General features: G+C 64.3%; 8 protein-coding genes and 1 pseudogene. 3 read left to right on the top strand and 6 right to left on the bottom strand.

Annotated features, from left to right (window positions below):
- The first annotated feature begins 111 nt into the window (after positions 1-111).
- Positions 112-2637, top strand: coding sequence for a PepSY domain-containing protein (locus tag M1D99_RS25560; RefSeq protein WP_458132164.1), 2526 nt, complete (start codon positions 112-114; stop codon positions 2635-2637).
- Positions 2638-2774: 137 nt separating this feature from the next.
- Here the strand turns inward: M1D99_RS25560 and M1D99_RS25565 are convergent, their stop codons facing one another.
- From M1D99_RS25565 to ptsP, 4 genes are all read right to left on the bottom strand, one after another.
- Positions 2775-4316, bottom strand: a complete 1542-nt coding sequence (locus M1D99_RS25565; protein WP_434572369.1) for an alkaline phosphatase D family protein — start codon at positions 4314-4316, stop codon at positions 2775-2777.
- A 195-nt stretch (positions 4317-4511) separates the two neighbouring features.
- Complete coding sequence (locus tag M1D99_RS25570; protein WP_458130957.1) at positions 4512-6257, bottom strand: PTS fructose-like transporter subunit IIB; 1746 nt, start codon at positions 6255-6257, stop codon at positions 4512-4514.
- A 14-nt stretch (positions 6258-6271) separates the two neighbouring features.
- Positions 6272-7213 (bottom strand): 1-phosphofructokinase, encoded by a 942-nt coding sequence (gene pfkB / locus M1D99_RS25575; protein WP_434572373.1) that lies wholly within the window; start codon positions 7211-7213, stop codon positions 6272-6274.
- The gene (gene ptsP, locus M1D99_RS25580) at positions 7213-10077 is read right to left on the bottom strand and encodes a phosphoenolpyruvate--protein phosphotransferase (RefSeq protein WP_458130958.1); all 2865 of its coding nucleotides are present in this window, start codon (positions 10075-10077) and stop codon (positions 7213-7215) included. The genes pfkB and ptsP overlap by 1 nt, the downstream gene beginning before the upstream one ends.
- A gap of 288 nt (positions 10078-10365) precedes the next feature.
- On the opposite strand from ptsP, the gene cra reads away from it, so the two are divergent.
- Together cra and M1D99_RS25590 are read left to right on the top strand one after the other, a co-directional pair.
- On the top strand, positions 10366-11361 hold the full coding sequence (cra, locus tag M1D99_RS25585; protein ID WP_458130959.1) for a catabolite repressor/activator: 996 nt from the start codon (positions 10366-10368) through the stop codon (positions 11359-11361).
- Between the two features lie 20 nt (positions 11362-11381).
- The gene (locus tag M1D99_RS25590; protein WP_458130960.1) at positions 11382-12158 is read left to right on the top strand and encodes a TatD family hydrolase; all 777 of its coding nucleotides are present in this window, start codon (positions 11382-11384) and stop codon (positions 12156-12158) included.
- 116 nt (positions 12159-12274) lie between these two features.
- On the opposite strand, the gene M1D99_RS25595 is transcribed toward M1D99_RS25590, so the two are convergent.
- The gene (locus M1D99_RS25595) at positions 12275-13204 is read right to left on the bottom strand and encodes a methyl-accepting chemotaxis protein (protein WP_434576616.1); all 930 of its coding nucleotides are present in this window, start codon (positions 13202-13204) and stop codon (positions 12275-12277) included.
- Positions 13181-14272 (bottom strand): annotated as a pseudogene (locus tag M1D99_RS25600) (methyl-accepting chemotaxis protein); the annotation flags it as partial. The pseudogene M1D99_RS25600 and the gene M1D99_RS25595, both read right to left, overlap by 24 nt.
- Positions 14273-14434 lie beyond the last annotated feature (162 nt).

Below are 14434 nucleotides of genomic sequence, written 5' to 3' on the forward strand. Positions count from 1 at the left end.
CTGCCCGTTCATGCAAATGATCGAGGCTTTTAGGTGTGTTTATGAATGCTTCTCGATAACACACGGCATAATGCACGCCGTGATGAACAGTAAATGAACAAGGCAGGCGACGTGTTGAAGAAAACCCTGTTCCAGTTGCACTGGTTTTTCGGCATCAGTGCCGGGCTGGTCCTGGCGTTGATGGGCGTTACCGGGGCGGTGGTGTCGTTCCAGGATGAAATCCTGCGGGCCTTGAACCCGCAGGTGCTGACGGTGGCGAAACAGCCGGCCGGCGTCCTGCCGCCCGCCGAACTGGTGGAACAGATCGAAGCCGCCGCCGGTAAGACCGTCGCCATGCTCTGGGTCGAGACCGACAGCGGCAACGCCGCACGGGTGATCTTCGCCGCGCCCCCCGGGGAAAAGCGCGGCGCCATGCGCTATTTCAACCCCTACACCGCACAGTTCATGGGTGAGGTGACCGGCCAGGATTTCTTCGGCCTGATGCTCAGGCTGCACCGCGTCCTGACCCTGGACGACGTGGGTCGGCAGATCACCGGTGCCTGCACGCTGATCCTGGTGTTCTTCTGCCTGTCCGGGTTGTACCTGCGCTGGCCGCGCCAGTGGAAAAACTGGCGCGCCTGGCTGACCCTCGATTGGCGAAAAAAAGGCCGCGGCTTCAATTGGGACCTGCACTCCGTGGCGGGCACCTGGTGCCTGGTGTTTTATCTGCTGGCGGCCCTGACCGGGCTGACCTGGTCCTACGAGTGGTACAACAAAGGCGTGACCCGCCTGCTCTCCGATTCACCTAAAGAGGAACGGGTGCGCAATCGTGGCCCGGCGCCGAGCGGTCCACTTCCCGTGGCCGATTACCGGGCCATGTGGAGCAGCATCTACAGCGCCGCCGGCCCGGGGCTGTCGGCCTATAACGTGCGCATGCCGCCCGTGGCCGGGCAACCGGCGACCGTGTTCTACCTGCTGAAAAACTCGCCCCACGACCGGGCACTGAACCAGCTCATCCTCGACCCGGCCACTGGCGTCGTCAGCCGGCACAGCCGCTACAGCGACAAGAGCCTCAAGGCACAGTTGCTCACCAGCGTCTATGCCCTGCATATCGGTAGCTATTTCGGCTTGGTCGGGCGGATCCTGGTCACCGTGGCCGCGCTGACCATGCCGCTGTTCTTCATCACCGGCTGGTTGCTGTACCTGGACCGTCGCCGCAAGCAGCGCCAGGCCAGAAACGCCCGCCAGGCCCTGAGCGCCAACCCGACCGATGCACCGGCCTGGCTGATCGGTTTCGCCAGCCAAAGCGGTTTCGCCGAGCGACTGGCCTGGCAGACCGCCGGCCAACTCCAGGCCGCCGGCTTGCCCGTGAACGTCCAGCCACTGGCCGGTGTGCGTGAGCAAGACCTGAACAACGCCACCCACGCACTGTTTGTCGTCAGCACCTTCGGCGACGGCGAAGGCCCGGACAGTGCCCGTGGTTTCGAACGCAAGGTCTTGGGCCAAGCCTTGAGCCTGGAGCGCCTGCAGTATTCGGTGCTGGGCCTGGGCGACCGTCAATATGAACATTTCTGCGGCTTCGCCCGGCGACTGCACGCCTGGCTGGCGGAACACGGCGGCAAGACCCTGTTCGCGCCGGTGGAAGTCGACAGTGGCGACCCTTACGCCCTGCGTCACTGGCAACAACAACTGGCCGAACTGACCGGACACGCGCCCGCGCAGACCTGGCAGGCCCCCCGCTTCGAAAACTGGACGCTGAGCCAACGCACCCTGCTCAACCCCGACAGCAGCGGCTCAGGCGTGTACCTGCTGGGCCTCACCGCCCCCGGGCCGAGCAGTTGGCTGGCCGGTGACCTGGTGGAAATCCTGCCGCGCAATGACCTGTCGGCCATCGAACATTTCCTCGATGGCCTCGGCCTCGCCGGCCACGCGCGCGTGCAGGTCGATGACCTGTCCCAGAGCCTCGACCAGGCCCTGGCGACCCGCCAGTTGCCGGAAAACCGCGCCCATCTGGTCGGCCTGCATGCCCAGGCCCTGGTGGATGCGCTGGCACCGCTGGCGATACGCGAATATTCCATCGCCTCGATCCCGGCCGACGGCGTGCTGGAGCTGATCGTGCGCCAGGAACGCCACCCCGACGGCAGCCTGGGCGTCGGTTCCGGCTGGTTGACCGAGCACGCAGCGCTGGGCAGCGCCATCAGCCTGCGACTGCGCCGCAACAGCAGCTTCCACCTACCGGCCCAGGGCGTGCCGATGATCCTGCTGGGCAACGGCACCGGCCTGGCGGGCCTGCGCAGCCTGCTCAAGGCCCGCGTCACCGAAGGCATGCAGCGCAACTGGCTGCTGTTTGGCGAGCGCAATCGCGAGCACGATTTCCACTGCCGTGATGAGCTGCAGGAATGGGTGACCTCCAGCGACCTGGAACGCCTGGACCTGGCGTTCTCCCAGGATCAGAAGCAGAAGATCTACGTCCAGGACCGCCTGCTGGAATCGGCCGCGCTGCTCAAGCAATGGCTGGCCGACGGTGCGGTGATCTATGTCTGCGGCAGCTTGCAGGGCATGGCCTCCGGCGTGGACCACGTGCTCAACAGCGTGCTGGGGCACGAGGCCGTGGAACGGCTGATCGAGCAGGGGCGGTATCGACGGGATGTCTACTGACAAACTTCAAGAACACACAACATCCTGTGGGAGCGGGCTTGCTCGCGAAGGCGGCGTGTCAGACAACACGTCTGCCAACTGACACACCGCCTTCGCGAGCAAGCCCGCTCCCACAGGGGAACTCTGTGATCCTTGGTTCAAACCGGCTGCAACTTCTTCTCGAACACCGCCACGCCCTCCAGATCCCGCAACACCACGCCCATCTCCCCGCTCTGCCCGTCGATGTTCACCTCGCCAAAGAACTGATACCCGGCGAATGGCGAGGTGTTCTGGGCCGGCGGGGCTTTCTGGAACACCACCTCCGGGCCGAAGGTCTTGTCCAGGGCGTTGGGCCCGAAGCTGCCGGCGTTCAATGGCCCGGCGACGAACTCCCAGAACGGTTCGAAATCCTGGAACGCGGCCTGTTCGGGGTGGTAGTGATGGGCGGCGCAATAGTGAACGTCGGCGGTGAGCCAGACGTAGTTGCGCACCTGATGCTTGCGCAGGTAACCGAGCAGTTCGGCGATTTCCACTTCGCGCCCCTGGGCCGCGCCCGGGTCACCATTGGCGACCGCTTCCCAGCGTGGCACGCCGGGGCTGACCTCGCCGTCCGGCACACCGAGGCCGATGGGCATGTCGGCGGCGATGACTTTCCACTGGGCCCGGGACTGCTTCAACTCGCGCTTGAGCCAATTCAACTGCTCACGCCCCAGGAACGGTTTGGCCGCGCCGAGGTTGGCGTCGTTGGCTTCGCGGTAGCTGCGCATGTCCAGCACGAACACATCCAGCAGCGGCCCGTAACCGAGCTTGCGGTAGATGCGTCCGCCGCCGTCGGCCTTCTGCCGGCGCATCGGCGCGTATTCCAGCCAGGCCTGGCGCGCACGGCCCACGAGGCTGTGGATATCCTTGGTCTGGTAGCGCTCGTCCAGTTGCTTGCCCGGCGACCAGTTGTTGACCACCTCATGGTCGTCCCACTGCCAGATTTGCGGCACCTCGGCGTTGAAACGGCGGACGTTTTCGTCCATCAGGTTGTAACGATAGTTGCCACGATATTCATCCAGGGTTTCGGCGACCTTGCTCTTGGCTTCGGTGGTGAGGTTACGCCAGATGCGACCGCCCTCCGTGGTCACCTGCGCGGGCACCGGGCCGTCGGCGTAGATGGTGTCGCCACTGTGGATAAAGAAATCCGGCAGGCGCAGGCGCATGGCTTCGTAGATGCGCATGCCGCCGATGTCCGGGTTGATGCCGAAGCCCTGGCCGACCGTGTCACCGCTCCAGACAAACCGGATGTCGCGCTTGAACTGCGGCACGCTGCGCAGGTGGCCGAGCCAGGGTTCGCTGGCGACGCCGCTCTGGGCATCTTCGAAATGCACCCGGTAGAAAATCGCCTGGTCGCGGGGCAGCCCGGTGAGTTCGACCCGAGCGGTGAAATCGCTGCGGGCATCGACCATGGGTGAGACGAAGCGGCGGGGATTGCTGAACTTGCTGCGGGTGTCCCACTCCACCACCATCCGCGCCGGACGGTCGCTGCGGCTCCAGATCATCGCCCGGTCGCCCTGCAAATCGCCAGACTGCACACCGTCGGTGAGCACCGGCCGATCCTTGACCGAAGCGATCACCGCCGGCGCCAGCCCCGGCAACAACAACCCCGCCCCCACGGCTTGCATTACACGACGACGGCCCAGGTCGAATTCGCTCATGGTGTTCTCCCTTGAAATGGGAAAACTTAAGCATGGGAGTGTGAAGTGGGTGTGACAGGAACTCATGAACACCGCATAACGAAATGTGGGAGCGGGCTTGCTCGCGAATGCGGTGTGTCAGCCAACGAAAATGCTGTCTGACACGCCGCCTTCGCGAGCAAGCCCGCTCCCACAGGTAGGGTGGTGTAACTTAAATCAGGCCTTGGCCGGCTCCAACGCCATCTCTACCACCTCAGGCCGCTTGAGCAGCGCATACGCCACCGCCGTCAGCAGGCTCCCCGCCACGATCGCCAGCAGGTACAACAGCGCATGGTTGATGGCGTTGGGGATCAGCATCACGAACAGGCCGCCGTGGGGGGCCATGAGCTTGCAGCCGAAGTACATCGACAGCGCACCGGTCAGCGCGCCGCCGGCGATGCTGGCCGGGATCACCCGCAGCGGATCCTTGGCCGCGAACGGGATTGCACCTTCGGAGATAAAGCACAGCCCCAGCACCAGCGCCGCTTTACCGGCCTCGCGTTCGGTCTGGGCGAATTTGCGCCGGGCGATGAACGTGGCGATCCCCAGGCCAATGGGCGGCACCATGCCTGCAGCCATGGCCGCGGCCATCGGTGCATAACTCTGGGACGCCAGCAGCCCCACGGAAAATGCATAGGCAGCCTTGTTGATCGGCCCGCCGAGGTCGACGCACATCATCGCCCCCAGCAACACGCCCAACAGGATCGCATTGGTGGTGCCCATGCTGTCGAGGAAGTGGGTCAGGGCTTCGAGCATGCCCGCCACCGGTTTGCCGACGATGTAGATCATCACCAGGCCGGTGAACAGGCTCGCCAGCAGCGGAATGATCAGGATCGGCTTGAGCGCTTCCAGGCTCTGGGGCAGACGCGCATAGCGGTTGATCGCCTTGGCCGTGTAACCGGCCAGGAAACCGGCGATGATCCCGCCAATGAAGCCGGCGCCGAGGGTGCTCGCCAGCAACCCGCCGATCATGCCTGGCGCCAGGCCTGGCCGGTCAGCGATGGAATAGGCGATGTAGCCGGCCAGCAGCGGCACCATCAATTTGAACGCGGTTTCGCCGCCGATTTGCATCAGCGCCGCCGCCAGGGTTCCAGGTTCCTTGAAGGCCTCGATGCCGAACACGAACGACAAAGCGATCATCAAACCACCGGCCACCACCATCGGCAACATGAACGATACGCCCGTCAGCAGGTGCTTATAGGCACCGCTTTTTTCCGTTTTCGCCGGCCCCGAAGCGGCGCCACTCGCCCCACTTTCCTGGCGGCCTTCGGCCAAGGCTTTTTTCAACGTGGCTTCGGCCTGTTTCAAGGCAATGCCGGTGCCACAACGATAAATTTTCTTGCCGGCAAAACGTTCGGTGGCGACTTCGATATCGGTCGCCAGCAGTACCACATCGGCCTCGGCGATCGCCTCGAGGCTCAACGGATTGCGCGCGCCCACCGAGCCTTGGGTTTCGATCTTCAGGTCGTAACCCAAGCGCGCCGCCGCCTGCTGCAAGGCTTCGGCGGCCATGAAGGTGTGGGCCACGCCAGTCGGGCAAGCCGTGATCGCCACCAGGCGTGGAGCGCGCTCGGTCGGAGTCGCCGGTTCTTGCGCGAACACGTCGGCCTCGCCCAGGACCTCAGCTTCTTCGGCGCCACGACGCAGCACCGCATCAACGTCCTGGAGAGCCAGGGCCGGTGTGCTGCGGAACACCCGCTTGCCAACGAACCGCGACAGGTCCACCGGGCCGCTGGCGACCAGCAACACCCACTCGGCCGCTTCGAGGGTCGCCGCCGACAACTGGCGCTCCGGATGGGCCGCATCATGGACTTCGACACTGGTGCTCCAACCCTGGCGCTGCGCCGCAGCGTCCAGCAGGCGGGCGCACAACACACTGGTAACCATGCCGTTCGGGCAGGCCGTCACAATGGCTAGTTTCATTCTTGCTAACCCTCTTATTGTTCTGTCAGGGGGCGCACGCGCACGCCCTGTTCAAGCGACGCCAGCAATGCGGTGTCGTGGATGCCAAAACCGATCTGCGTGACGGCCATGGCAGCGATGGCCGTGGCGGTGCGCAGCGTCTGCTCCGGGGTGTCGGCACTGAGCAGGCCGTGCAGCATGCCCGCCAGCAGCGAATCGCCGGCGCCCACGGTGCTGGCAACCGTCACCTTGGGTGGCGAAGCATGCAGCGCCGAACCGACACTGAACCAGTTCACGCCATCGGCTCCGTGGGAAATCACCACATGTTCGACACCCTGAGCATGCAGGCGCTGCGCCGCTTGCGCCTGGGCCGCTTCGCTGACCACCTCGCAACCCAGCGCATCGGCCAGTTCCTCGGTGTTCGGCTTGATCAGCCACGGCCCCGCCGCCAGGGCGACGCGCAAGGCTTCGCCACTGGTGTCGAGGGCCACGTTCAGGCCGAGTTTTTTCAGGCGCAGGATCAGCGCCTGCAACCACTGTGGGCTGACGCCACGGGGCAGGCTGCCGGCCACCACAACCACCTCGTGGCCGGGAGCGATTTGCTCAAGGCGCGCCAGCAACGCTTGCTGCGCGGCTTCGTCGACCATCGGCCCCGGGCCATTGAGGTCGGTGATACGTCCGTCCTGCTCGGCCAGCTTGATGTTGCTGCGAGTCTCGCCGGGGACACGGATAAAGGCGTCGACAAAACCACGCTGGGCAAACAGCGTCTCGAACACTTGGGCATTGTCTTCGCCCAAAAAACCACTGACCGTCAGCGTATGACCAAGATCGGCCAACACCTGGGCCACGTTCACGCCCTTGCCGGCGGCGTGGGCATGCATGCCGTCGCTGCGGTTGACCTGGCCCGGCTCCAGGCGCGCCAACTCCACCGTGAGGTCGAGCGCCGGGTTGAGGGTCAGGGTAAGAATCTTCGCCATTACAGCGCCTCCACTAATGCGCGCACATCATCGGCGCTGCCCACGGCCAAAGCCTCTTGGGCCAGGGTTTGTACTTGCGCCAGGCTCAACTCGCGGACCCGCGCCTTGACCTCGGCAATACTGCGGGCCGAGACACTCAGTTCGTCCACGCCCAGGCCCACCAGCACCGGCACCGCCAGTGGGTCGGCCGCCAGTTCGCCACACACACCGACCCATTTGCCATGGGCATGGGCGGCGCGCACGGTGATATCGATCAGTTGCAGCACCGCCGGGTGCAAGCCATCGGCCTGGGCCGAAAGGGTCGGGTGACCACGGTCGATCGCCAGGGTGTATTGCGTCAGGTCGTTGGTGCCGACGCTGAAGAAATCGACTTCCTTGGCGAGCACCGGCGCCAGCAACGCGGCGGACGGCACTTCGATCATGATCCCCAGTTGCAGGTCTGCCACGGGGATTTCCCGGCGCAGGCGCTCGGTCATGTCCCGGGCCTGGCGCCACTCATCGACGCTGCCCACCATCGGGAACATGATCCGCAGCGGACGGCTGTCCGCCGAGCGCAACAAGGCCCGCAGTTGCGCTTCCATGACCTGCGGGCGCTGCAATGTCAGGCGAATGCCACGCACGCCGAGGAACGGGTTTTCTTCTTTCGCGATCGGCCAGTACGGCAGCGGCTTATCGCCGCCCACATCCAGCGTGCGCACCACCAGCGGCCGACCGGCCAGGCCATCGAGCACTTTGCGGTATTCGGCTTCCTGGGTCGCTTCATCCGGGGCCTCGTTGTGGGCCATGAAAATCAGTTCGGTGCGCAACAGGCCAATGCCTTCGGCGCCCTGCTCCACCGCGCTGGCGACGCCGGCGCTTTCGCCAATGTTGGCGAACACTTCCACGGCATGACCGTCACGGGTCACCGCCGGTTCGTGACGCTGCTCGGCGGCGATCTTGAGACGCTGCTCGCGGGTGTCGCGTTCTTCCTTGGCGCGCTGCAAAGTGGCGGCGTCAGGGTCCACGTGCAGGCGACCGCGTTGGCCATCCAGCAGCAACGATGTGCCCGGCGCCAGCAGCAACACCGCCGCACCGGCGCCCACCAGCGCCGGAATGCCCAGGGCGCGGGCGACAATGGCACTGTGGGCGGTGGCGCCACCACGGGCGGTGAGGATCCCCGCCACGCGAGCCGGGTCCAGACGGGCGACATCGGACGGGCCGACTTCGTCCATCACCAGGATGTAGGGTTGTTCGGGTTCAGCCGGGGTTTCGATGCCGCACAGCTGCGCCAGTACCCGACGGCCAACATCCCGCAGGTCGGCGGCACGTTCGGCCAGCAAGGCGTCCTGCAAGGCTTCCTGCTCTTTGGCGGCGGCTTCGATCACGCCCATCCACGCCGCTTGCGCACTCTCGCCCAGCTTCAAGCGGGTGTCGACTTCGTCGGTCAGTTCCGGGTCGTCGAGCATTTCCTGGTGGGTGATGAAAATCTCCCGGATGGCCTTGGCCTTGGCGCGTTCGATCAAGCCCTGGATATCGCGGCGCACCTGGTTCAAGGCGTTTTGCAGGCGCTCGCGCTCGATGGCTGCCGATTCACCGCGCATCGGATAATCGATGGCCTGCAACACTTGGATGTGGGCCGGGCCGATAGCGATGCCCGGGGCGGCGGCGACGGCCTGGATCAGGCTGCCGGCTTCGGGCGCCAACATGACGGTCGCGACTTCGGCCATTGCGGTTTCCCGTGGCGCACTCGGCGGCGGCAGCGGTTCGACTTCTTCGCCCAGGCCTTCTTCGATGGCCGCCAGCAGCGCCGGCAAGGCATCGGCGGCAATGCTCGGCTCGGCGATGAATTCCAGGACCTGGCCGCGACGGGCGCCCAGGCTCAGCAACTTGCTCAGGCTCTTGGCCGACACGGCGCTGTCCTGGCCGTCGACGATGCGCACGCGGATCTCGCCTTCGAAGCTTTTCGCCAATTGGGCGAGGATCTTCGCCGGACGTGCATGCAGACCATGGGCATTGGCCAGGCCGATGCGCGCGCTGGGCCAGTCGGCGGGTAATTCACCGCCGAGCACTTCCAGCACTTTGCGGCTGCTGGTGGCGCGGCCCAATTCGTGGCCGCGGCCTTCGATCAGCAGGGCGCAAAGCCTTTCCAGCAAGGCCTGGTGGGCCTCGCCGAGGCTGGCGAGGCAGAACAGACCGCTCAACGGTTGGCCCAGGTAACGGATGGGTTTGTCCGGGGTAACGAACGCCAGGCCCGGGCGCTTGACGGTCTGTTCGCTGTGCAGCCACCACAAGCCATCGCCCAGGGGCAGCGCATCGACTTGCTGCAACACGCCGGCAAAGCCGTTGCTCACGCAGTCGGCCTGGCGCAACAACCGAGCGCCGCGCCATACCAGTTCTTCAAAATCGTCAGCCGACACACCGAGGCCGATCATCTGCGCATCCAGGGCCAATTCCTGGGGCGCGCCTTGCAGCAGCTTCAGCAAGGCTTCGGCGGAACCGGCACGGCGCAGGGCCTGGCCCAGGTCCGTCTCGCCGAGGGCGCGGGTCAGCAGTTGCAGCAGGCGCAGGTGTTCGTCGGACTTGGCGGCGATGCCGATGGCCAGGTAGACAATCTGGCCGTCGCCCCAGTCCACGCCGTCGGGGAATTGCAGCAGGCGCACGCCGGTGGAATAGACCAGGTCGCGGGTCTGCGGGGTGCCGTGGGGGATGGCAATACCTTGGCCAAGAAAGGTCGAACCCTGGGCTTCGCGAGCCTGCAAGCCGGCGAGGTAACCCTCGGCCACCAGGCCATCGGCCACCAGTTTGTCGGCGAGCAATTGCAGTGCAGCGTCTTTATCCACAGCCGTCTGCGCCATGGATATCTGCTCTAGAGTGAGCTCGAGCATGCTTTCTCCTTTTTGGCGTCCGGTTGGCGCCAGGTATTGTTTTGAATGAATCAGCTTAGCGTTGCAGGACAGCTTTTGGCGGTATCGCGGCAGAGCGGCCAAAAATTCTGCTAGCCTTGAAAATACGCTTGCTGAAACGTTTAATCTAGAAAGATTGGCACGTTACTCGATAATCTCTCATCCTTGAAGTGCAACTTGTCGTAAGCGCTTGGACGGTGACCGTCAGCTTGAATCGGGTAGGATGGCCCTTATCGTCGGGGCTAACTCGAAAAAACAAGGAAAACCGGGTTGAAACTCAGTGATATTGCCCAACTGGCCGGTGTGTCCGTGACCACCGCCAGTTATGTGATCAACGGCAAGGCCGAACAGCAACGCATCAGCAGCGCCACCGTCGAACGGGTGCGGGCGGTGGTCGAGGAACACGGCTTCACGCCCAACCCCCAGGCCGCCGGGCTGCGCAGCCGGCACACCCGGACCCTGGGCTTCATCCTGCCAGACCTGGAGAACCCCAGTTACGCCCGCATCGCCAAGTTGCTGGAACAAGGCGCACGGGCGCGGGGCTATCAGTTGCTGATCGCCAGTTCCGACGATGCACCTGAGAGTGAACGGCAACTGTTGCAACTGTTCCGCGCCCGGCGCTGCGATGCATTGATCGTCGCCAGTTGCCTGCCGGCCGGCGACGACAGCTACCAGCAGTTGCAGGCCAAGGGCATTCCGATCATCGCCATCGACCGGGTGATGGAACCGGCGCGGTTTTGCTCGGTGATCAGCGACGACCGCCAGGCCAGCCTGCACCTGACCCGCAGCCTGCTGGAGACCCACCCTCGGCAAATCGCCTTGATCAGCGCCCGTCCCGAGCTGAGCATCAGCCAGGAACGGGCCGCGGGCTTTCGCGAAGCCTTGGCCGGGTTCGAGGGCCAGGTGTTGATCGAACATGGCGAGTCGTTCAGCCGTGAGTGCGGCCGCCAATTGATGGAGGAAATGCTCGCGCGCCTGGGGCATCTGCCGGATGCGTTGATCACGACGTCCTACGTGCTGCTGCAAGGGGTGTTCGACGCCCTGCACGACTTCCCGCTCAAGGTGCGTCCGCTGCGCCTGGGCACGTTCGGTGACACGCAGTTGCTGGATTTCCTGCCGCTGCCGGTCAATGCCATGTCCCAGCAACATCAATTGATCGCCGACAAGGCCCTGGAACTGGCCCTGGCGGCCATCGAAAACGATGATTACCAGCCAGGCGTGCAGGCCATCGCGCGGACGTTCAAGCAGCGGATCCACCAGGGCTGACGTTTCTTCAGGATTGATGCATGGAGTTGATCGACACCCACACCCACCTGGATTTTCCGGACTTTGACGCGGATCGCCCGGCCCTGCTGGCCGAAAGCCGCGCCTTGGGCGTGCGGCAAATGGTGGTACTGGGCGTGTACCGAGACAATTGGCAGCAGGTCTGGGACCTGGTGCAAAGCGACCCGGACCTGCACGCCGCCTTGGGCCTGCACCCGGTGTACCTCGATCAGCACCAACCCGACGACGTGTCGCTGTTGCGCGAATGGCTGGGTCGCCTGGCCGGGCACCGGCAATTGTGTGCCGTGGGGGAAATCGGCCTGGATTACTACATCCCCACCCTGGACCGCGAACGCCAGCAGGCGCTATTCGAAGCACAGTTGCAACTGGCCGTGGAGTTCGAACTGCCGGCGCTGATCCACGTGCGCCGCAGCCATGCCGACGTGATCGCGACCCTCAAGCGCATGGGCCCCAAACGCGCAGGGATCATCCACGCCTTCGCCGGCAGTTTCGAAGAGGCCCGCGAATACATCAAGCTCGGCTTCAAACTCGGCCTGGGCGGTGCCGCGACTTGGCCCCAGGCCTTGCGCATGCACCGGGTGCTGGCGCAATTTCCGCTGGACGCGGTGGTGCTGGAAACCGACTCACCAGACATGGCCCCGGCGATGTTCCCCGGGCAACGCAACAGCCCGGCGCATTTGCCGGCGATTTGCGAGGCATTGGCGGGGATCATGGGGGTCAGCCCGGAGCGACTGGCCGAGGCCAGCACAGCCAATGCCCGCGAACTGTTCAACTGGTGATTCCTCCTGTGGGAGCGGGCTTGCTCGCGAAAGCGGAGTGTCAGATAACCTGTTTGTCGATTGATACACCGCTTTCGCGAGCAAGCCCGCTCCCACATTGGATCGGCGACCGATAGCTACACCCGAAACGCATTGATCAACTGCTTGAGCTGCACCACCTGGGCGGACAAAGCACGGCTGGCGTCTTCGGTCTGGTGAGCGCCTTCGGCGGTGCGTTCGCCGGCGCGGTTGATCTCGACGATGTTCTGGTCGATGTCATGGGCCACGGCCGTCTGCTGTTCCACAGCGGCGGCGATCTGCTGGTTCTGGTCGACGATCATGCCGACCGCACCGAGGATATTTTCCAAGGCCTGCTGGACCTTTTCCGACTGGCCGACGGTGCCGCTGGCCATCTCGTGGCTAGTGCCCATCGCCTTGACGGCGGCACCGACACCGCCGTGCAGGCGGGTGATCATCGCTTCGATTTCTTCGGTCGATTGCTGGGTCCGCTTGGCCAGGGTCCGGACTTCATCGGCCACCACGGCAAAACCACGCCCCTGCTCACCGGCTCGGGCGGCTTCGATGGCGGCATTGAGGGCCAGCAGGTTGGTCTGTTCGGCGATGCTCTTGATCACATCCAGCACGCGGCTGATGGCCTGGCTGTCGGTCGCCAGTTGATTGATCACCTGCACCGACTGGTCGATCTCGCTGGCCAAGCGGGCGATGCTGCCCTGCTGGGACTCCACCAGCCCGCGCCCGCTGAGGGTTTCGTCGTTCACGCTGTGGGCGCTGCTCACCGCGGCGGCGGCACTGCGGGCCACTTCCTGGGCCGTGGCCGACATCTGGTTCATCGCCGTGGCCACCAGTTCGATCTGGCTGCGCTGGCCAGCGACAGCCTGGTTGCTCCGGGCCGATACCGTTTCCACCTGCCCGGCCTGGCGTTCGACTTCCGCGACGGTGCGACCGACCTGTTCGATCAGGTCGTGGATCTTCGCCACCGTACCGTTGAACACTTCACCCAATTCGCCCAGTTCATCCTGGCTACGGGCGACGAAATTGACCGTCATGTCCCCCGCCGCCACCTTATCCATCATCTGGCCCAGGTGTTGGAGGGTGGTGCGGGTCGACGCGTAGAAACCGGCGTACAGGTAGAAAATCAACATGAACACCGCCATCAGCGCCACGGCTTGCAGCACCATATGGCTGCGATTCTGCTCCAGGCGCTGTTGCAACTGCACACCGAGAAAATCCTGGGTCGCTTCGTTCAATTGATAGGTCTGCGCCATCAAGCCGCTGACCTGATCAAAGAATGCCGGCCACGGCGCATCGAGGGTGTCGGCCATCACCACCTGCTCCTCGATCAGTTCCGAGGCTTTTTTCAGGGTGCCTTTGCTGCCGTCGGCCTGGGTGGCAAGGGCTTGTCCAGCCGCTTTGCTGGAACCGAGGGCGTCCTGCAGTTTCAAGTCGTACTCACCCTGGAGCTTTTCGATCTGCCCCAGCAACTCGTCGAAGCGGGTGCTCGACGCCGAATTGAGAAACCCCAGCCCCAACGAGGACGCACCCAGCGCCCGGCCTTCGCCGAGGATCTGGGTGACCTTGGGGGTGGTGCCGATGATCAGTTCGCTGAGCTGGCGGATGTCGCTCTGGTTGTCGCGGCTCAGCCCCGCCTGGCTGGCGATGATCTGGCTGAACATCTGGGCGCTGTTGAGCAATTTGCCGATCAACACACTTTTGCTCTGCAGGGAGCTTTCAGCTTGCTGGGCCTTGAAAGCGCCAATCATCTCGTCACGCTTGGCCTCGAAGGCACTGACCTGCTCGGGCTCGATGGCCATGGCGGTCATGCCTTGCAGGCGCGTGAGGACCTGTTGTTCCAGGCTGCCGATCTTCGCCTCCACATCACCGGCCTTGCCGGACTGGCCCAGGCTGGCATTGATCTGCACCAGGTTGTTGAGGGTTTCCAGGTCCCGGCGCAGGGCCAGGCTGCTGCCCAGCAGGTCGAGGCTTTGCAGCTCCACCTGGGTGCCCTGGAATTCCCGATAGGAATCACGCACCAGAAAGAAGTTGGTCACCAGCATGGGCAGCAGGAACAGCACGCTGATCAGGCTGAACTTCATGCCGAAGCTCAGGCGGTTCATCAGCGCGACGGCGGGCCAGAGCAAACTCTTCACTAGGAAGTCTCCCGGTAGTGTTCTTATTGTTATGAGCGCGCGCACGGAGACAGCAGAAAGCCACTATTCGGGCGCTGTCCCTGTATAGCCTAAATCGGCGGGGAGATTTGTAACTTAAGGTTAACGAGA

The organism is Pseudomonas sp. R3-41, assembly GCF_054161485.1.